17 protein-coding genes are annotated in these 17,167 nt (G+C 67.4%); 8 read left to right on the top strand and 9 right to left on the bottom strand.

Annotation, left to right across the window (positions count from 1 at the left end):
• Nucleotides 1–22 precede the first annotated feature (22 nt).
• From Q4F19_RS10750 to cobA, 5 genes are read right to left on the bottom strand one after another with little or no spacing between them, the layout of a single operon-like run.
• Nucleotides 23–814: a phosphoadenylyl-sulfate reductase gene (locus tag Q4F19_RS10750; RefSeq protein WP_303542391.1), complete on the bottom strand. Its 792-nt coding sequence runs from the start codon at nt 812–814 to the stop codon at nt 23–25.
• Nucleotides 807–1,229, bottom strand: a complete 423-nt coding sequence (locus tag Q4F19_RS10745; protein WP_303542389.1) for a DUF934 domain-containing protein — start codon at nt 1,227–1,229, stop codon at nt 807–809. The genes Q4F19_RS10750 and Q4F19_RS10745 overlap by 8 nt, the downstream gene beginning before the upstream one ends.
• On the bottom strand, nt 1,226–2,872 hold the full coding sequence (locus Q4F19_RS10740; RefSeq protein WP_303542387.1) for a nitrite/sulfite reductase: 1,647 nt from the start codon (nt 2,870–2,872) through the stop codon (nt 1,226–1,228). The genes Q4F19_RS10745 and Q4F19_RS10740 overlap by 4 nt, the downstream gene beginning before the upstream one ends.
• A complete protein-coding gene (locus Q4F19_RS10735; RefSeq protein WP_303542385.1) occupies nt 2,872–3,150 on the bottom strand; it encodes a DUF2849 domain-containing protein in 279 nt (92 codons plus the stop codon). The genes Q4F19_RS10740 and Q4F19_RS10735 overlap by 1 nt, the downstream gene beginning before the upstream one ends.
• Nucleotides 3,147–3,938 carry a uroporphyrinogen-III C-methyltransferase gene (gene cobA / locus Q4F19_RS10730; RefSeq protein ID WP_303542794.1) on the bottom strand — a complete coding sequence of 264 codons (792 nt, stop codon included), beginning with the start codon at nt 3,936–3,938 and terminating at the stop codon, nt 3,147–3,149. The genes Q4F19_RS10735 and cobA overlap by 4 nt, the downstream gene beginning before the upstream one ends.
• 140 nt (nt 3,939–4,078) lie before the next feature.
• Between cobA and Q4F19_RS10725 the strand changes: the two genes are divergently transcribed.
• On the top strand, nt 4,079–4,753 hold the full coding sequence (locus Q4F19_RS10725) for a cytochrome b (RefSeq protein WP_303542383.1): 675 nt from the start codon (nt 4,079–4,081) through the stop codon (nt 4,751–4,753).
• Nucleotides 4,754–4,804: 51 nt separating this feature from the next.
• On the opposite strand, the gene Q4F19_RS10720 is transcribed toward Q4F19_RS10725, so the two are convergent.
• On the bottom strand, nt 4,805–6,211 hold the full coding sequence (locus Q4F19_RS10720) for a protein adenylyltransferase SelO family protein (RefSeq protein ID WP_303542792.1): 1,407 nt from the start codon (nt 6,209–6,211) through the stop codon (nt 4,805–4,807).
• A 53-nt stretch (nt 6,212–6,264) separates the two neighbouring features.
• On the opposite strand from Q4F19_RS10720, the gene Q4F19_RS10715 reads away from it, so the two are divergent.
• The 3 genes from Q4F19_RS10715 (at nt 6,265) to Q4F19_RS10705 (ending at nt 9,415) form a co-directional block, all read left to right on the top strand.
• Nucleotides 6,265–7,131, top strand: coding sequence for an alpha/beta fold hydrolase (locus Q4F19_RS10715; RefSeq protein ID WP_303542382.1), 867 nt, complete (start codon nt 6,265–6,267; stop codon nt 7,129–7,131).
• Between the two features lie 75 nt (nt 7,132–7,206).
• The gene (locus tag Q4F19_RS10710) at nt 7,207–8,610 is read left to right on the top strand and encodes an NAD(P)H-dependent flavin oxidoreductase (protein WP_303542381.1); all 1,404 of its coding nucleotides are present in this window, start codon (nt 7,207–7,209) and stop codon (nt 8,608–8,610) included.
• Nucleotides 8,611–8,719: 109 nt separating this feature from the next.
• On the top strand, nt 8,720–9,415 hold the full coding sequence (locus tag Q4F19_RS10705; protein ID WP_303542380.1) for a glutamine amidotransferase: 696 nt from the start codon (nt 8,720–8,722) through the stop codon (nt 9,413–9,415).
• A gap of 73 nt (nt 9,416–9,488) precedes the next feature.
• Here the strand turns inward: Q4F19_RS10705 and Q4F19_RS10700 are convergent, their stop codons facing one another.
• Together Q4F19_RS10700 and Q4F19_RS10695 are read right to left on the bottom strand one after the other, a co-directional pair.
• Complete coding sequence (locus Q4F19_RS10700; RefSeq protein WP_303542377.1) at nt 9,489–9,776, bottom strand: YMGG-like glycine zipper-containing protein; 288 nt, start codon at nt 9,774–9,776, stop codon at nt 9,489–9,491.
• Nucleotides 9,777–10,004: 228 nt separating this feature from the next.
• Nucleotides 10,005–11,015 carry a 2-hydroxyacid dehydrogenase gene (locus Q4F19_RS10695; protein WP_303542376.1) on the bottom strand — a complete coding sequence of 337 codons (1,011 nt, stop codon included), beginning with the start codon at nt 11,013–11,015 and terminating at the stop codon, nt 10,005–10,007.
• Between the two features lie 111 nt (nt 11,016–11,126).
• On the opposite strand from Q4F19_RS10695, the gene Q4F19_RS10690 reads away from it, so the two are divergent.
• On the top strand, nt 11,127–12,026 hold the full coding sequence (locus tag Q4F19_RS10690) for an iron-containing redox enzyme family protein (protein ID WP_303542375.1): 900 nt from the start codon (nt 11,127–11,129) through the stop codon (nt 12,024–12,026).
• On the opposite strand, the gene Q4F19_RS10685 is transcribed toward Q4F19_RS10690, so the two are convergent.
• The gene (locus tag Q4F19_RS10685; protein WP_303542373.1) at nt 12,002–13,297 is read right to left on the bottom strand and encodes a spinster family MFS transporter; all 1,296 of its coding nucleotides are present in this window, start codon (nt 13,295–13,297) and stop codon (nt 12,002–12,004) included. The genes Q4F19_RS10690 and Q4F19_RS10685 overlap by 25 nt on opposite strands.
• Before the next feature lie 294 nt (nt 13,298–13,591).
• Between Q4F19_RS10685 and Q4F19_RS10680 the strand changes: the two genes are divergently transcribed.
• From Q4F19_RS10680 to Q4F19_RS10670, 3 genes are all read left to right on the top strand, one after another.
• Nucleotides 13,592–14,407 (top strand): ferredoxin--NADP reductase, encoded by an 816-nt coding sequence (locus Q4F19_RS10680; protein WP_303542371.1) that lies wholly within the window; start codon nt 13,592–13,594, stop codon nt 14,405–14,407.
• Nucleotides 14,408–14,685: 278 nt separating this feature from the next.
• Nucleotides 14,686–15,690: an SGNH/GDSL hydrolase family protein gene (locus tag Q4F19_RS10675; RefSeq protein ID WP_303542368.1), complete on the top strand. Its 1,005-nt coding sequence runs from the start codon at nt 14,686–14,688 to the stop codon at nt 15,688–15,690.
• Nucleotides 15,687–17,090 (top strand): SGNH/GDSL hydrolase family protein, encoded by a 1,404-nt coding sequence (locus Q4F19_RS10670; RefSeq protein ID WP_303542366.1) that lies wholly within the window; start codon nt 15,687–15,689, stop codon nt 17,088–17,090. The genes Q4F19_RS10675 and Q4F19_RS10670 overlap by 4 nt, the downstream gene beginning before the upstream one ends.
• Nucleotides 17,091–17,167 lie beyond the last annotated feature (77 nt).

Genomic DNA, 17,167 nt, shown 5'->3' with positions numbered 1-17,167 from the left:
TCCGCCGTCCGGCGCGTCAGGATCAGAAGATCGGGTCGTCCGCCTGCGGGCCGCCGGGGATCGGCGTGTGGATGCCGCACTCGACCTTGTCCCAGCCCCGCCAGCGGCCCGAACGCGGATCCTCGCCGGGCAGGACCTTGCTGGTGCAGGGCGAGCAGCCGATCGACGGATATCCCTGCGCCTCCAGCGGATGGTGCAGCAGGTCATGCTCGACGAAATAGGCGTTGAGCGCGTCCTTGCTCCAGCCGGCGAGCGGGTTGATCTTGAGCTTGGGGCCGGAGCCGGCGGCGTCCGTCTCGTCGAGCTCGAACATCGGCATCGCCGTGCGGGTGCCCGCCTGGAACCCCTTGCGGCCCGATATCCACGCGTCGAAGCCCTTCAGCGCGCGCTTCAGCGGCTCGACCTTGCGGATCTCGCAGCAACCGTCCGGATCGTAGGACCAGCGCAGGCCCGTCCGGTCCTTTTCGGCGAGCAGGCGCGGATCGGGGCGGAAGACGCGCAGATCGCCGAAGCCCAGTCGCTCCGAAAGCTCGTCGCGATAGGCCAAGGTCTCGCCGAACATCTTCTGCGTGTTCGTAAAGACCAGCGGGATGCTCGTGTCGATCTCGCTGACGAGATGCAGCAGCACTGCGCTCTCCGCGCCGAACGAGGACACCAAGGCGGTCCGTCCGGCCAGATCCCCGGTCAGCAATTCGCGGAGCATCTCGTGCGCGGGCACGCCGGCAAAGCGCGCGTTGAGCGCGGCCACGTCCTCGGCCGTGAAGGCCGGGCGGACGTCGATCATGTCGATCGCATGGGCCGCGGCATTAGCCATGCCGCAACGCCCAGACGGGTGGCTTGGCGTCCGCCGCCTTCTGGTAGACGGCGGGGAAGCGGGCGAGCGCCTCCTCGACCTTCGCCAGATCCAGCACATGATCGCTCGCCAACGCGTCGAAGCCGCAGCGGCGCAGGATCACGACCTGATCGAGCAGCACGTCGCCGGCGGCACGCAACTCGCCGGTAAAGCCGGACTCGCGCAGGATCCGCGCCGAGGAATAGCCACGCCCGTCGCGAAACTTGGGAAAGGCGATTTCGATGAGTTGCAGCCGATCGAGGAACGGCAACAGCACGCGCGCGTCCTCGCCCGGCTCGACGCGGACGGCGGTCGCGTTCGACTGGCCGAGAAAGGCATCGAGCGTGACGGCGGGCTCCTCATGCGCCTCGTCGACGCGAAAGCGGATCAGGCTCATGCCGGCGCCTTCTCGTAGATGGCGGCCTTGAACGGCTCGGGCCCGACGCGGCGATAGGTGTCGAGGAAGCGCTCTCCCTCCACGCGGATGCCGCGATAGGTCTCCAGCGCCTTCTCGACCGCGTCGACCACCCCGTCCTCGGAGAAGCCCGGGCCGATGATCTTGCCCACGCTCGCATCCTCCGCGCCCGATCCGCCGAAGGAGAGCTGGTAATTCTCCTCGCCTTTCCGATCGACGCCGAGGATGCCGATATGGCCGGCATGGTGATGCCCGCAGGCATTGATGCAGCCCGATATCTTGAGCTTCACCTCGCCCAGATCGCGCTGGCGATCGAGATTGGCGAAGCGCTCGGTGATCTTCTGCGCGAGCGGGATCGAGCGCGCATTGGCGAGCGCGCAATAATCGAGGCCGGGGCAGGCGATGATGTCGGTGACGAGATCCAGGTTCGGCGTCGCCAGTCCCGTTTCCTCCAGCCGCGTCCAGATCGCATAGAGATCCGCCTTGCGGACATGCGGCAGCACGATGTTCTGCGCGTGCGTGACGCGCAGTTCGTCATGGCTGAACACCTGCGCGAGCTTGGCCATCGCGTCGATCTGGTCGGCCGAGGCGTCGCCGGGAATACCGCCGGTCGGCTTCAGGCTGATCGTCACGATCGCATGGCCGGGCACCTTGTGATCGACGACCTGCTGGTCGAGCCACAGGGCGAAATCGGGATCGCTCCGCTCGATCTCGCCGGGTGCGTTCGGATCGAGCGGCGGCAGCGCGAACATCGCCGCGATCCGTTCCAGTTCGGCCGCGGGCGGGTCGAGGCCCAGCGTCTTCACGTGGAGATATTCCTCCTCGACCTGCCGGCGATATTCGTCCGCGCCGATCTCGTGGACGAGGATCTTGATCCGCGCCTTGTAGAGATTGTCGCGCCGGCCATAGCGATTGTAGACGCGCAGGCACGCTTCCAGATAGCTGACCAGATCGTCGGCGGGCAGGAACTCGCGGATAAGCGGCGCCACCATCGGCGTCCGCCCCTGGCCGCCACCGACATAGACTTCGAAGCCCAGCGCGCCGGCGGCATTCCTCACCAGCTTCAGCCCGATATCGTGCAGCTTCATCGCCGCGCGATCCTCGTCCGCGCCGATCACCGCGATCTTGAACTTGCGGGGCAGCAGCAGGAATTCGGGGTGGAAGGTGCTCCACTGGCGCAGCAGCTCGGCATAGGGGCGAGGGTCCGCGACCTCGTCGGCGGCCGCGCCCGCATATTGATCGGCCGAGATATTGCGGATGCAATTGCCGCTCGTCTGGATCGCATGCATCTCGACCGTCGCCAACTCGGCGAGGATGTCGGCGGCATCGTCCAGCTTGATCCAATTGTACTGGAGGTTCTGGCGCGTCGTGAAATGGCCGTAGCCGCGATCATATTTGCGCGCGATATGCGCCAGCATGTGCATCTGCCGGCTGTCGAGCGTGCCATAGGGCACCGCGACACGCAGCATATAAGCATGGAGCTGGAGATAGAGTCCGTTCATCAGCCGCAGCGGCTTGAACTGGTCCTCGGTCATCTCGCCCGACAGGCGCCGGTTGCACTGGTCGCGGAACTCCTCGACGCGCGCATCGACGATCGCCTGATCATATTCGTCATATTTGTACATCAGTGCTGCTTCTCTGCCTGCACGCCGAGATCGGTCCGGACGGTCGGTCCCGAGGCGCGGATACGTTCCTTGATATGCAGCGGCACGGGCGCGAACGGGCCGTCCGCAGCCTCCACCACATAGGGGCCGTTGACGCGCAAGGCAGCTTCCTCGCGCTTGCCGATCGCCTCGCCCTCGGTGCCCGAGTCGACCGCATCGGCAATGAAGCGCGACCAGCCGCTGCCGGTCCACCAGATGACGTCGCCCGAGACGAGATCGTTGCCGGTCACCAGTTTCACGACGCGATCACCTCAGCCTGTTGCGCGAAATGCTGCATCCGATTCACCGCGTCCGAAAGCAACACCACCTCGCCGACGACGATGATCGCCGGGCTCGCGACCTTCTCGCGGGCGAGCAGCCCGCCGAGATCGGCCAGCACCGTCCGCATCGCGCGGGCGCCGGGCAGGGTGCCCCGCTCCAGCACCGCGACCGGCAGGTCCGGCGCAAGTCCGTCGCTCATCAACTTGTCGGCGATGCAGCCGCCCGAGGCGACGCCCATGTAGATCACGAGCGTACGCCCCTTGCCGGCCAGCCCGGACCAGTCCTGTTCGGACAGCCCCTTGCATTGGCCCGCGACGAAGCTGACCGCGCTGGACCAGTCGCGATGCGTGAGCGGCAGCATCGCTTCCGCCGCGCAACCCAGTGCCGCGGAGACGCCGGGCACCACCTCGACGCGCAGGCCGGCGGCGCGCACCGCCTCGACCTCTTCGCCGCCGCGCCCGAATACGAACGGATCGCCGCCCTTCAGGCGCACGACGATCGATCCGGCGCGGACATGCGCGACGATCAGCGCATTGATCGCCTCCTGCGGCAGCGTGTGCCGGGCACGTGTCTTGGCGACCGAGATGCGCTGCGCGGCGGCTGGCGCCAGATCCAGCACGGCAGGATCGATCAGGCCGTCATGCACGACCACATCGGCCAGCTTGAGCGCCTCCACGGCGCGCACCGTCAGCAGCCCGGGGTCGCCAGGCCCCGCGCCGACGAGAATCACGCGCCCGCGCGCGTCCGGATCGAGGAGGGATGCCATCATGTCGCAGATGCGATCCCCCGGCTTCCGGCGCAATGCAAGCTATCTTGGTGTGGTCGTAGCATAAGTTTTTCACGGCCTGTGGCGCGGTTGACCGCCCGTTGCGGCACGTTACTGTCCGGTCCGTTCAGGAGGGCGCGATGGCGACGAGATATACCGACAGTGCCCGCTACACGCGCGTGGCGATGTGGCTCCACTGGCTGATCGCGCTTGCCATCTTCTACAATCTCGCGTCCGGCCTCCTGCGGCCGATCATGCCGCGCGGCTTCTTCCTGTGGCACATCTCGTCGGGCATCACGATTCTCGCGCTCACGATCGTCCGCGTCGTCTGGCGACTGACGCACAAGCCGCCGCCCTTCCTGCCGATGAAGAAGTGGGAGGCGAACATGGCGCATGTCGTCCACTTCCTGCTGTATTGCGCGATGGTCCTGCTGCCCTTCTCGGGCTGGGCGCTCGTCTCGGCCAATCCGCCGATCGGATCGCCCGGCGCGGACTACGCCGCCGCGCAGCGCGCCGCGAAGGCGCCGCCGGGGGCGCCTGCGCCGGCACCCCGCAAGCCGATCATGGTCTGGAACGCATTCGCGCTCCCGCTGATCGGCCCGGTCAACGAGATCGGCCGCGCACCCGAGGGCGTCGCCGAGCAGCGTGAGCTGCACGAGCGGATCGAGAAATTCCATCTGATCGGCGGCTGGCTGTTGCTCGCCTTGCTCGTGCTCCACATCGGCGGCGCGCTGAAGCACCAGTTTGCGGATAGGGAGCCGGAGCTCGATCGGATGGGGCTGGGGCATCCCGGCCGCCGGCGGGTGACGCCTTAGCAAACGGATTGGGCTTTTCGCCGGCGCCCGTACGTTCGTTTCGTCGCGCTGTCAGCCGCGCAAGCCTGCCATAGCCTCGCCCATGCGCCGGATGGCGGTGACCTTGGTCTCCAGCGGTCGCCAGTCGTCGTCGCGATCGATCGCCGACCAGATCGCCTCCACCTCGTCGATATGCATCGAGCACGGATCGGCGTCCGCCCAGAAGGGGTGATCGATCGATCCCGCCGCTGCGCGGCCGTCGATCGAGCGAGCCAGCGCAACGAAGGCTGGCGCTTCATAAGCCTGGTCGGCAGGCGAGGGTGATCGGCGCCGCCCGCCGGCCCAGTCGAAGAAGAAGCGGTCGATCGTGACCGTGCCGAGCGCCAGCGCTTCCTCGATCGCCTGGACCAGCGCGAGATCGGCGGCTTCGTTCGCGTGGGCGAGGCCGAGTCGCCCGAGCATCGCATCGACCATTGCAGCCTCGTAGGCGGCCGGGAACGTATCGAGGATCGGCGCCAGCGCCTCCACCGGTTGGACGCTCGACAGGGCGATCGCGAGCTGGACGAGGTTCCAGTGAATCGCATGTGCCTGACGTCCGAACGCGTAGAGCCCCTGATGATCGAAATAAGCGGCGGTGAAGCCCGGCTCCCAGTGCGGCGTGAAGCGCCACGGGCCATAGTCGAAGCTCTCGGCGGTGACGTTGATATTGTCGGTGTTGAGCACGCCGTGGACGAATCCCGCCGCCATATAGGAGGCGGCAAGCCGCGCCGTGCCGGCCACGACCAGCTCCAGGAGGCGCAGTTCCGGATCGGCGCCCGGTTCCTCGCCATAGAGATGGCGGAGCACGTAGCGGGCGAGGCGGCCGATCTCGTCGATCAGGCCTAGCGTCGCCAGTCGCTGGAAGCTGCCGATCCGGATATGGCTGTGGCTGAGCCGCACCAACACTGCCGAGCGCGTCGGCGAGGGCTCATCGCCGCGATGGAGCGCTTCGCCTGTCTCGATGAGCGAGAAGGTGCGTGAGGTGCGTACGCCCAGAGCCTCCAGCATTTCGGTCGCGAGGATCTCGCGCACCCCGCCCTTCAGCGTCAGCCGCCCGTCGCCGAAGCGGCTATAGGGCGTCTGGCCCGATCCCTTGGTCCCCAGGTCCAACAGCCGATCGCGATCGTCCAGCAGCTGCGCGAACAGGAAACCGCGCCCGTCGCCGATGTCTGGATTGTAGGATCGGAACTGGTGCCCGTGATAGCGCAGCGCCAGCGGCTGTGGCAGGCTGCCCGGCAGCGGTTGGAAGCGGCCGAAATGATCGGTCCACGCAGGATCGTCGAGCGTCGCGAGGCCGACCTGCGCGGCTGCCTTGTCGTTGCGGAAGCGCAGGATGTGCTCTGGGAAGTCTGCCGCCGCCACCGGGTCGGCCAGAAAGTCCGCCACGTCGTCGATCGCGGTTGACGGGCGGAATTGCGTGGGTTGCGGATCATGGGCCATAGCCGCGATATGGTGCTGCCCTGCCTTCTCGCGCAACCGGAGGATCCGCCGTCATGCCCTATGAGGATCGCACTTGGCTTTCGGCGGACGGCCTGACGCTCCATTATCGGGACTATCCCGGCAGCGACGCGGCGACGCCGTTGCTTTGCGTGCCCGGTCTGACCCGCAACGCGCGCGATTTCGCGACGCTCGCGGAGCGGCTGTCGGGACCGCGGCGCGTGATCGTGGTGGAACTGCGCGGGCGGGGCCTGAGCCAATATGCGCCCGATCCGATGACCTATGTTCCGCCCGTCTATGCCGGGGACGTCCGCGCGCTGCTTCACGGGCTCGCGCTCGGGCCGGTTGCCCTGTTCGGCACCTCGCTGGGCGGCATCGTCGCCATGCTGCTCGGCACGATCGAACCGGCGCTCCTCGCCGGCATCCTGCTGAACGATATCGGCCCGGTCATCGATCCGGCCGGCGTCGCGCGCATCGCGAGCTATGCGGGGACGGGCGAGAGTTGGCCGGACTGGGATGCCGCTGCGGCGGCGCAGGCTGCGACGCACGCTGCCGCTTATCCCGATTACGGAGCCGCCGACTGGCTGGGCATGGCGCATCGGATCGCGCGTGAGGAAGCCGGTCGGATCGTCACCGATTATGATCCGGCGATCGCGATTCCCTTTTCCTTGCCGCCGCCCGATCCCGCGCCGGATCCGTGGCCGCTGATCGACGGCTTCGAAGGCCTGCCCGCTCTGCTCGTTCGGGGCGCATTATCGGACATTTTGAGCGAAGCGCCCGCGGCGCGGATGATCGAACGCCTGCCCTTGATGGAGCTGCTCACGGTCCCCCGGATCGGCCACGCGCCCACGCTGGACGAGCCCGAATGCGTCGCCGCGATCGATCGCCTGCTCGCCCGGATTGATGCGCCGCGCCTCGAATAGGTCCGCAACAACTTTGATCGCGCAATCCCAGACGCTTTCTCTTATAAGCGTGAGAGAGTTTCGTCGGAGGAAGGTTTGTTCAAGGGTCTGCGCCCGATACGTTACGGTGGCCGCGAAGTCTGGCCGCTGATCGAGGGCGGCAAGGGTGTCGCGGTCTCGAACCATGCAAGCGCGGGCGCCTGGGCGGCGGCGGGCGGCATCGGCACCGTCTCCGCTGTCAACGCCGACAGCTATGATCCGGAGGGCAAGATCATCCCCCAGATCTATCGCGCGCTCACGCGCCGCGATCGCCACGAGGAGCTCGTCCAATATGCGATCGACGGCGCCGTCGAGCAGGTGAAGCGCGCCTTCGAGATTGCCGGCGGCAAGGGCGCGATCAACATCAACGTGCTGTGGGAAATGGGCGGCGCGCAGCGCGTCCTCCACGGCGTGCTGGAAAAGACGCGCGGCATGGTTGCGGGCGTCACCTGCGGCGCGGGCATGCCGTACAAATTGTCCGAGATCGCGGCCTCCTACGGCGTCAGCTATCTGCCGATCGTCAGCTCCGGTCGCGCCTTCAATGCCCTTTGGAAGCGTGCATATTCCAAGGCGTCGGAATGGCTGTCGGGCGTGGTCTATGAAGATCCCTGGCTCGCCGGCGGGCATAATGGCCTTTCCAATGCGGAAGATCCGCGCGCACCCCAGGATCCCTATCCGCGCGTCAAGGCGCTGCGCGAGACGATGCGCGCGGGCGGTGTCTCCGAAGACGTGCCGATCATCATGGCGGGCGGCGTCTGGTATCTGCGCGATTGGGATCATTGGATCGACAATCCCGAGCTGGGCGCGATCGCCTTCCAGTTCGGCACGCGGCCGTTGCTCACGCAGGAAAGCCCGATCAGCCAGGAATGGAAGGATCGGCTGACCATGCTCGACGAGGGCGACATCCTGCTCCACCGCTTCTCGCCGACCGGCTTCTATTCGTCGGCGGTCCGCACGCCGTTCCTGCGCAATCTGGAAGCGCGATCGGAGCGGCAGATCGCCTTCTCGATGGAAGCGGCGGGCGATCACCAGTTCCAGCTCGACGTCGGCGTGAAGGGCAAGAGCTTCTGGGTCACGCTCGGCGATCTTCACCGCGCGCGTGAATGGTATGGCCGCGGCTTCACGACCGCGCTCAAGACGCCCGACAACACGCTCGTCTTCGTCACGCCCGAGGAGATGAAGATCATCCGCAAGGATCAGGCGGATTGCATGGGCTGCCTCAGCCAGTGCAGCTTTTCGGCCTGGGCGGATACCGAGGGCAACAGCACGGGCCGGCTCGCCGATCCGCGCAGCTTCTGCATCCAGAAGACGCTCCAGGACATCGCGCATGGCGGGCCCGTCGACGAAAATCTGATGTTCGCGGGCCACTCGGCCTACAAGTTCAAGCAGGATCCCTTCTACTCGAACGGCTTCGTGCCCACCGTGAAGCAACTCGTCGATCGTATCCTGAGCGGCGATTGAGCCATTTTGTCATCCCGGCGCTCGCCGGGATGACAATCTCATCCTCGCATTTTGCGGGCAGAAGATAATCTAGCGCCACATTTGCCGCGAGCCTTCTAAGCTCGTACCGATGAAGCGCGCTTTGATCATCCGTCATGTGCCGTATGAAGGCGTCGCCGGCTTCCGCCTGCCGATCGAGCAGGCGGGGTACGAGATCGATCGGATCGACGTCGTCGATCCGGCCTTTCCGAAGATCGATCTGGTCGCGCCCGATCTGCTCATCATGATGGGCGGGCCGCTCGGCGTCTACGAACAAGCCGAATTTCCGTGGATCGCCTGCCAGCTCAAGCGGCTCGCGCGTCGGCTGGAGGCGGACCGGCCGACGCTCGGCGTCTGTTTCGGCAGCCAGATGATGGCGGCCGCGCTCGGTGCGCGCGTCTATCCCGGTCCAACGAAGGAAGTCGGCTTCGCGCCGATCGCGTTGACTCCGACAGGAGCGGAGTCGCCGCTGCGCCATCTGGCCGGCGTCCGCGTCCTCCACTGGCATGGCGACACGTTCGATCTGCCGGAGCGGTGCGAGCATCTCGCCGAGACGCCACGCTTCACCCACCAGGCCTTCCGACGCGGCCGCCGCCAGCTCGCGCTCCAATTCCATGCCGAGATGGGCGAGGATCCGCGCATCGAGGATTGGCTGCAGGCGGAAGACTATATCGCAGCAGCCAACACAGATGTCGCCACGATCCGAGCCGATCACGCCAGCGCGGGGCCGGCTGCCGTCGCCGCCGGGCGGGCGATGATCGCCGAATGGCTGGCGGCGCTGGCCTGAAACGGAAACGGGGCCCCGACATCGCTGCCGGGACCCCGCCTTGCTCCCTCGCCGCTAGGGCGTGGATCCAAACTTATTTGTAGACGCGGTAGCCGCTCTTGCTGACATAGTAGCGGCGGCCACGGCTATCCCGATAATAATGACGGTTCTTCTTCAGAGCCGTGTAGGCGGCGCCGCCGGCTGCGCCGACGAGGGCGCCCGTGCCGACCGACATGCCCGGGATGATCGCGCCCGCAAGCGCGCCGCCGCCGGCACCGATCGCGGTGCCCTTGAGCATCTGGTTGGCGTTCTGGGCCGCGACGGGCGAACCGAGGCTCACCGAGAGAGCGACGGCGCCGGCGATAAGTCCGGTACGGTTCATGGCGACTTCCCTTCGTTACGAAACTTGTGCGGGTTGAACGGCGAAATCGGAGTCCGGTTCCTTTATCTGGGGTTCATCTGCCGCCAGAGGGATCGTACGTCTGCCTTCGTTGTTCGCGGGCGGCCGAACGCACCGGATACCGGGGCTTTCGGCCGATCATCCGTTTCGCATGTCGACCTGCAATCGCACCTGAATGCGCCGTTGCGCGCCATTCATCGCCGGAGGGCGTCAGACCCAGCCTTCCAGCACCTGATCGGGCGGGCGATGCCCGTCTGCCCACGCCTTGATATTGGCGATCACCTTGGCGCCCTGCGCGTTGCGCGCCTCATAGGTGGCGGAGGCCATGTGCGGCAGCAGCAGGACATTGTCCTGCGCGATTAGGCGAGGATCGACGGTGGGCGCGTGATCGAACACGTCCAGACCGGCACCAGCGATCACGCCGTTTTCCAGCGCGTGGATCACCGCTTCCCCGTCCACGATCTCGCCGCGCGCGATGTTGATCAGATAACCCTGCGCGCCGAGCAGCGCGAGCCGCCGCGCATCGATCAGGCCATGCGTCTCGGCGGTCAGCGGGCAGTGGATCGACACGATGTCGGCAGCTTCCATCAGCGCATCGGCGCTTGGAAGGTAGGTCGCGCCGAGTTCGGCCTCGATTGCCCCCGGCAGCCGGCGGCGATTGTGATAGACGATGCGCAGCCCGAAGCCGCGCGCCCGCGCCGCGACCGCCCGGCCGATCCGCCCCATGCCGATGATGCCGAGCGTGCGGCCCGCAATCCGGTGGCCCAGCATCGCGCAGGGGCTCCAGCCCGTCCATTCGCCCGATCGCGCGATGCGCTCGCCTTCCACGATCCGGCGCGGCACGGCGAGAATCAGCGCCATCGCCAGATCGGCGGTATCCTCGGTCAGCACGCCGGGCGTGTTCGTGACGACGATCCCCCGCGCGCGCGCCGCCTTCAGATCGATATGATCGACGCCATTGCCGAAATTGGCGATCAGCCGGAGCGACGGTCCTGCTCCGCCGATCAGCGCGGCATCGATGCGATCGGTGATCGTCGGGATGAGCACGTCGATATCGGCGGTCGCCCGGCGCAGCGCGGCGGCGTCGAGGCAGAGATCGTCCGTACTCAGCGTTACGTCGAACAAATCCTGCATGCGCTGCTCCACACCGGGCGGGAGCGTGCGCGTGACGAACACGCGGGGTCGGGCCGGGCGGGGCTGCGAGCGGAGCGCTTCGGACATGTCGTTGGCTAAGCGCGGCGGGCGCAGACGGTCAAGCGCGGCGCGATTTCTGGGGAACCGGCCCGGATCGGGCTCGTTCTATCGCCAACATTATCCCCGGGGTTCAATAGCATGGCGACCAGGTTCAATCTGGACGAGGGACGCGCTCGCGCGTCGCAGTTTCTTACCGACAGTTTCCAGCGCGGGCTTGCCCACTGGAATCGCGAGCGGATGGCTCCGCAATTCGTCGATGACGACTGGCAGAAGACGCTCGAGCGCGACACGCGCATGCTGCGCCTGGAAGGCGGTTTCGTCGAGGAACTGCGCGCGGGCATCGCCGCGGAGGCTGCCGCCGCGCCGACCGATCCGGCGGGTTTCGTCGCTTGGTTCGAGGATTTGAAGCAAACCGGTCCCGGCCAGGGCGACGCGCTGTTTCCGTGGCTGGCCGAGCAAGCGACGCGCGATCAGCTGCGCTGGTTCTTCGAGCAGGAGGCTGCTGGCGAAGCGGGCTTCGACGATCTCGTCGCGCTGACGCAGGTCAAGCTGCCGGTGCAGGCCAAGCTCGAGCTCGCCCGCAATTATTGGGACGAGATGGGCCGCGGCAACGTGAAGGGCATGCACGGCCCGATGCTGGATACGCTCGTCGAAACGATGGAGGTTTCGCCGCGCATCGAGACGACCGTCTGGCAGAGCCTCGCGCTGGCCAACGCCATGACCGCGATGGCGACGAGCCGTCGTTATGCCTGGCATTCGGTTGGCGCGCTTGGTGTCATCGAGCTCACCGCGCCGGGCCGCTCGGCGATGGTCGCCAAGGGCCTGCGCCGCATCGGCCTCAGCGATCGCGAGCGACGATATTTCGATCTTCATGCCGTGCTCGACGTCAAGCATAGCGAAGACTGGAACCGCGAAGCCTTGATCCCGCTCGTCGCCGAGGACCCCCGCCGCGCCACCGCGATCGCCGAGGGCGCGCTGATCCGCCTGACGTGCGGCGCGCAATGCTTCGAAAGCTATCGCGCCAATCTGTGGAGCTGATCGCGGCGTAGCGCGCGGGCGGCGAGCAGAAAGTGGAGCGCCGCCCAGACATAGACGATCAGATCCAGTCGCAGGGCTTTCGTCAGCCCTGCCGCCGACGCTGCCGGGCAGGGCATCGAGCCGGGGCACAGATCGATCGAGGCGGCCCTGGCGAAGTGATCGCTGAGCGCCCCGACCGCCAGAGGCCCGAGCCCCAGCCCGATCGCATTCATCGCCATCAGCAGGATCGCCACCGCCGTCGCCCGCTCGCGTGAACCAACGCAGTTCGCGGTCACCCCGTAAGTCGGCCCAAAATAGAGGTGCGCGCCGACGAGCGGGATGATGCTGGCTGCCGCCAGCGCGAGCGGCGCCATCTGCGAAAGCGCGAACTGGAAGAGCAACGCGGCGATCAGGACGCCCGCCGCCGCGACATAGCCCGGCGCGCCTTGATATCGGCGGCCGAGCCGGTCTGCCAGCCATCCGCCCATGCCAATACCGAGGCCGATGCCGAGGCCCGCGACCAGCCCGTAGCCGGTCGCGGCGATCCCGAGCGGCAATTCGAAGCGGCGGATGACGAGCGGTACCGCGAAGCTCGTCAGGCCATAGCCGGCAAAGGAGGCCAGCGTTGCCCCCGCAGCCATGTGCAGGAAGGCCGGCCGGCGCAGCAGCGTTAGCGCGACCTTGGCCATTGAGGGCGCATCCGCGGCGACGCTCGGCCGCTCCGGTTCGCGCAGGACGAGCGCGACGATCCCCGCCAGCACGATCCCCGGCAGACCCAATGCGAGGAACGCCGCCCGCCAGCCCAGTGTCTGGCCGATCCAGCCGCCCGCGACCGCGCCGATCAGCATCCCGATCGGAATGCCGAGCGACAGCAAGGACAGAGCCGTCGCGCGCCGCTCGGGCGGATAGAGATCGGCGACGAGGCTCTGCGACGCGGGCGCGCACCCCGCTTCGCCGACACCGACGCCGATCCGCGCGGCAAGAAGCTGGGTGAAGCTCCCCGCCATCCCGCACAAGGCCGTCATTGCCGACCAGAGCGCCAGGCTGAGCGCGACGATGCCGACGCGCGATCGCCGATCCGCCACGCGCGCGATCGGCAGCCCCAGCACCGTGTAGAAAAGCGCGAACGCGACCCCGCCGAGCAGACCGAGCTGCGTATCGCTCAGGCCCAGCTCGGCCTTCATCGGCTGGCCGACGATGCCGACGAGCTGGCGATCGACGAAATTGACGACATAGACGATCGTCAGCAGCGCGAGCGTGAGTTTGGGGCGGATTTGGGGGCGGGTAGCCATGCCCGCGCCTTGGCGCGGGGACGGGGGCGGCACAAGCCTGTTCCACCGCTCATCCTGAGGAGAGGCTGAGCGAAGTCGAAGCCTCGTCTCGAAGGACATCCGGCGGCCAGATCCTTCGAGACGCCACTTCGCCAAGCTCAGTGGCTCCTCAGGATGAGCGGCGGGTTCTCCTTCCACCCGTCGCGCCTATCCCACCGCCAAGCAATTCTTGATCGCTTTCGCGCATCGCGCATTGCGATCCGCTCGCGGCCTACCCTAAAGGCAATGGCTTCCCGAAATCGCCCAAGGCCAGACATGTCCGCCCACGCTTTGCTCACGCCCCTCGAGCCGACCGGCAGCCTCACTGTCGAGAAGGTGCTCTCGGTCCGTCATTGGAACGAGCATCTGTTCAGCTTCACGGTGACGCGCCCGCCCAGCTTCCGCTTCCGCTCGGGTGAGTTCGTCATGATCGGGCTGATGGGCGACAACGGCAAGCCGCTGCTGCGCGCTTATTCGGTCGCCTCGCCGTCCTGGGCCGAGGAGCTCGAATTCCTGTCGATCAAGGTCGAGGACGGCCCGCTCACCTCCAAGCTCCAGCAGGTCAAGGAAGGCGACGAGATCTTTCTCGGCCGCAAGCCCACCGGCACGCTCGTCGCCGACGCGCTGCTGCCCGGCCGCCGCCTGTTCCTGTTCGGCACCGGCACCGGGCTTGCACCCTGGATGTCGATCATCCGCGATCCGGACATCTATGATCGCTACGAGCAGGTCGTCGTCGTCCACTCGGTCCGCAAGGTCAGCGATCTCGCCTATCGCGAGGAGCTCGACAACAAGCTCGCCGGCGATCCCTTGGTCGAGGATTTCGCCGCCACCCAGCTCCATTATATTCCGACCGTCACGCGCGAACCCTTCCATACGTCGGGCCGCATCGATGCGCTGATCGCCGACGGCACGATCTTCGCGGGCGCGCCCGAGCGGCCGCAGAAGTTCGATCCCGAACATGATCGCGTCATGCTGTGCGGATCGATGGCGATGATCAAGGAGACCGCCGCATTGCTCGACGGGCAGGGTTTCACCGAGGGCTCCAACGCCAACCCCGGCGAATATGTGATCGAACGCGCCTTCGTCGGATAAAGCTCACCACCGCTCATCCTGAGGAGGGACTGAGCTTGAAGAAGGCCCGTCTCGAAGGACCAGTGCCGTCGCACGAGTCCGTCGAGACGCCATTTCGACAAGCTCAATGCCTGTCCTGAGCGCCTGCCTTGGCAGGCAGTCGAAGGGGCTCCTTAGGAGGAGCGGTTGGCAATTGTGCTGCCACCATCCATCCCCCGCTCGACTCCATCCACAGCTTTCCGCGCAAACCCGCCTTGCCAAGCGCCTGCGCGCGCGGCAGTCCGCGAAGCGTGTCGCCCGTGCGCTTGCTCCTCGATCGAACCGCCGTCCTGTTCCTCGGCGTCGCCGCGGGGGTCGCGATCGGCTATGCGTTCGGCACGGGCAATGAGAGCCACCAGGCCGTCATGCTCGCGCCCGAAGCCGCGCCGGTGCAGGGCGCCGAGCCGGCGATAGCGCCCCCCCCGCCGACCGGCCCCGCCGCGCCCGATCCGGTCAAACCCACCGAAGAGCCCAAGGACAAGCCCGCGCCCGCCGCGGTCCTGCCCGAAGCCCCCGTCGCGCTGACCGACGATCAGCCGCAGCCCAGCCTCGAAGACAGCGTCCGCAATGGCCGCACGGTCCGCATCGGCGTGTTCGGCGACAGCTTCGGCGACGGCGTCTGGTCGGGCCTGTATCGGCTGCTCCCCGTCGCCCAGGGCTTTCGCGTTGAGAAATACAGCCAGCAATCGACCGGCTTCACCCGCTACAAGCGCCTCAATCTCGAACAGCATGACGAAGGCCGCATCGGCGACCAGCCGATCGACGTCGCGGTCATCTCGTTCGGCGCGAACGACGCGCAGGGCGTGTGCGGTGACGACGGCAAATGCGGCGCGCTGATGAGCACGCGCTGGCAGGCGATCATCGGCGCCCGCGTCGAATCCTATGTGGCGATGCTCCGCCGCCACGGCGCCGCCGTCTATTGGGTCGGCCTGCCGGTGATGCGCGATTCGGGCTTCGACAGCGACACGACCGCGATGAACGCCTTCTACCGGTCGCTGATGGGGCGGCTGGGCGTGCCCTTCGTCGATATCCGCCCGCTCACCGTCGATCCGCAGGGGCAATATGAAGCTTATTATCCCGACCAGAGCGGCGCGCCAAAGCTGCTGCGCGCCAATGACGGCGTGCACATGTCGATGAACGGCTATGTCCGGATTACCAAAGCGCTCGCCGCGCGGATCCGAGAGGCGGCGGACAAGGCGCGCGGGCAGGCGCCGCCCGTCGCGCTGGCGCCGCCGCCGCCGCCGGTTGATCGGCCGCAGGCATGATCGGCCTGCTGCTGGCGGCAGGCGCCGCGCTGGGCGCGGGCGAGGGCCTGAGCAACACGCAGGTCCTGCAGCCTTTTTTCGCGAAGCTCGCCAAGGCGAATGCGCCGGGTGCGCCCAAAAGCAAGCCGCTCCACATCCTCCAGATCGGCGATAGCCATTCGGCTGGCGACATGATCTCCGGGGCGCTGCGCGAGACGCTGCAGGGCCGCTATGGCGGCGGCGGGCGCGGCGTGCTCGCACCGGGGCGGCCTTATGACGGCTATCTCACGCGCGGCGTGACCGTCTCGATGTCGCCCGACTGGAGCATCGCCTCCGATTTCGGCAAGGGCTGGGGCGACGGGCACCCGCCGCTCGGCCTGTCCGCCTTCACGCTGACGAGCCGCGCGCCGGGCGCGACGATGGCGCTGGAGGCCGAGGCGAGCGAGCGCTTCGACCGGGTCGTGCTGTGCGCGATGGCTGGGCCGGGCGCGGGGGCGCTGACCGTGCGGATCGGCGACCAGAGCGAGCAAAGGCTCAGCTGGGCGTCCGCCTCCGCGCGGCCCGAATGCCGGACCCTCACCGCACCAACCCCACAGACGCATGTCGACATCACTACTGATGGCGGCCCGGTGACGCTGACGAGCTGGGCGACCTTTTTCGATCACGGCGGCATCGCCCTCTCGAACGTCGGCGTCGTCGGCTCGCAGCTCGTTCATTTCGGGCGGACCGACGACAGCGTCGTCGCCGAGGAGATGCAGACCTACGATCCCGATCTGATCGTGCTCGCCTTCGGCACGAACGAGGGCTTCGCGCCGCGCGTCTCGCCTTTCGAATATGAGGCGATCCTGCGCAGCCAGATCGGCCGCATCCGGAGGCTTGCGGGCAATGTGCCGATCCTGCTGCTGGGGGCGCCCGACGCGCTGACGCGGCGGAGCGACCTGCTCGCCAACGGCCCGGGCGGGGACAGCAGCGCATGCCGCGACGGGGGCGAATTGCCCGTGGTGACGGCGGCAGCACCCGTGCTCGATCCGTCCGCAGGGACCGGACTCGCCGCAGCGATGGCCAAGCTGGGCACCTATCTCGGCGTCACGCAGGCGCCGACCCCGCCCAAGTCGATCTATCCGCCCGGCGCGGTCGTCCAGCCCTTGCCCGTCCGCCCGCCCGAAACCGCGCGCAACCCGCTCTTCCCGCCCGCCGGGCTCTCGGTCGTGCGCGATATCCAGCGGCGCGTGGCCACCTCGCTCCACGTCGCCTTCTGGGATTGGGAAGGGCGGATGGGCGGCCGCTGCACGGCCTTGCGCTGGGTCCGCGCTAATCCGCCGCTGATGCGCAGCGACTATGTCCATTACACGAAGGCCGGCGGCAAGGAGATCGCCGACCGGCTGCAGGCGGACCTGGATCGCGCGAGCGGGGCGAAGTGATTCGTCATCCCACCCGTTTGCTTCGAGCGCAGTTCGAGCTTGCCGAGAACGAAGTCGAGAAGTGTTCTCGACGGTCG

It is taken from the genome of Sphingomonas natans (assembly GCF_030546695.1).
In the GTDB taxonomy this organism is placed as follows: Bacteria; Pseudomonadota; Alphaproteobacteria; order Sphingomonadales; family Sphingomonadaceae; genus Sphingomonas_I; species Sphingomonas_I natans.
Note: the sequence above shows the minus strand (reverse complement) of the source record. Positions and strands in the feature narration are given on the sequence as shown.

Excerpts from the sequence above, each read along its gene's own strand:
- Q4F19_RS10750 (WP_303542391.1), bottom strand. The coding sequence starts at position 814 with ATGGCTAATGCCGCGGCCCATGCGATCGACATGATCGACGTCCGCCCG.
- Q4F19_RS10745 (WP_303542389.1), bottom strand. The coding sequence starts at position 1,229 with ATGAGCCTGATCCGCTTTCGCGTCGACGAGGCGCATGAGGAGCCCGCC.
- Q4F19_RS10740 (WP_303542387.1), bottom strand. The coding sequence starts at position 2,872 with ATGTACAAATATGACGAATATGATCAGGCGATCGTCGATGCGCGCGTC.
- cobA (WP_303542794.1), bottom strand. The coding sequence starts at position 3,938 with ATGGCATCCCTCCTCGATCCGGACGCGCGCGGGCGCGTGATTCTCGTC.
- Q4F19_RS10725 (WP_303542383.1), top strand. The coding sequence starts at position 4,079 with ATGGCGACGAGATATACCGACAGTGCCCGCTACACGCGCGTGGCGATG.
- Q4F19_RS10720 (WP_303542792.1), bottom strand. The coding sequence starts at position 6,211 with ATGGCCCATGATCCGCAACCCACGCAATTCCGCCCGTCAACCGCGATC.
- Q4F19_RS10715 (WP_303542382.1), top strand. The coding sequence starts at position 6,265 with ATGCCCTATGAGGATCGCACTTGGCTTTCGGCGGACGGCCTGACGCTC.
- Q4F19_RS10705 (WP_303542380.1), top strand. The coding sequence starts at position 8,720 with ATGAAGCGCGCTTTGATCATCCGTCATGTGCCGTATGAAGGCGTCGCC.
- Q4F19_RS10700 (WP_303542377.1), bottom strand. The coding sequence starts at position 9,776 with ATGAACCGTACCGGACTTATCGCCGGCGCCGTCGCTCTCTCGGTGAGC.
- Q4F19_RS10695 (WP_303542376.1), bottom strand. The coding sequence starts at position 11,015 with ATGTCCGAAGCGCTCCGCTCGCAGCCCCGCCCGGCCCGACCCCGCGTG.
- Q4F19_RS10690 (WP_303542375.1), top strand. The coding sequence starts at position 11,127 with ATGGCGACCAGGTTCAATCTGGACGAGGGACGCGCTCGCGCGTCGCAG.
- Q4F19_RS10685 (WP_303542373.1), bottom strand. The coding sequence starts at position 13,297 with ATGGCTACCCGCCCCCAAATCCGCCCCAAACTCACGCTCGCGCTGCTG.
- Q4F19_RS10680 (WP_303542371.1), top strand. The coding sequence starts at position 13,592 with ATGTCCGCCCACGCTTTGCTCACGCCCCTCGAGCCGACCGGCAGCCTC.
- Q4F19_RS10670 (WP_303542366.1), top strand. The coding sequence starts at position 15,687 with ATGATCGGCCTGCTGCTGGCGGCAGGCGCCGCGCTGGGCGCGGGCGAG.